This is a genomic window from Oleiphilus sp. HI0128, assembly GCF_001635365.1.
Window position 1 is genome coordinate 1 of record NZ_LWGG01001016.1, and the last position, 619, is coordinate 619.

Genomic DNA, 619 nt, shown 5'->3' on the forward strand with positions numbered 1-619 from the left:
TACTACGAGGCAGCCCAAGCCCCTTTCTTGCAATATTTATATCACTTCGTACTTACACAAATATCATAAAAAAAACAGATTGGAAGAGGCGGTCATGGTATTTAGTTTAGAGAAGGTCAGGCAGCCACATTGGCTGCCTTGGTTATTTCGAAGATTTAGGGCCGTCAGGTGGTGACGGCCTGTTTGAAGGTGGGGTAGGTTTATCTTTATCAGATTCTAACAACTCATCGACCGTGCGAAATCGAAGTTTAAGTTCATGATCCTGTTTAGGCTTTTTCTTCTTTTTGAGCATGTGGAACATGAACCACCAGAAGAACAGCATGGCACATGGTTTTTGGTTTAGTTTATCTTCAACATCTTCGTCACAAACAAAAAAGCTTAGTTTGTCATCGGCGTTTTTCAAGGTAGTTGTCGCCTGAGCATTTAAGCTGCTTGTTTTTCCTTCTCCGGGTTCAACTTAACGTCACCCACTTTCTCCCAGTTCCGCGTAGCTTTTGACCACCTTATTTGGTTCTTTCTTTTCATCTTGCGATAAAGCTCATCCCTCTTCGATAATATTTCTTCATCCAGACCTAAGTGCCTTTGCTCTGGGGTAACAAAGTTAATTCGACTATGCCGG

Annotated in this window: 1 protein-coding gene and 1 pseudogene; both read right to left on the reverse strand. The window is 42.2% G+C overall.

Annotation, left to right across the window (positions count from 1 at the left end):
* Window positions 1-142: 142 nt before the first annotated feature.
* Complete coding sequence (locus A3763_RS17335; protein WP_068760255.1) at window positions 143-403, reverse strand: hypothetical protein; 261 nt, start codon at window positions 401-403, stop codon at window positions 143-145.
* Between the two features lie 20 nt (window positions 404-423).
* Window positions 424-619 (reverse strand): annotated as a pseudogene (locus tag A3763_RS29685) (IS3 family transposase); the annotation flags it as partial.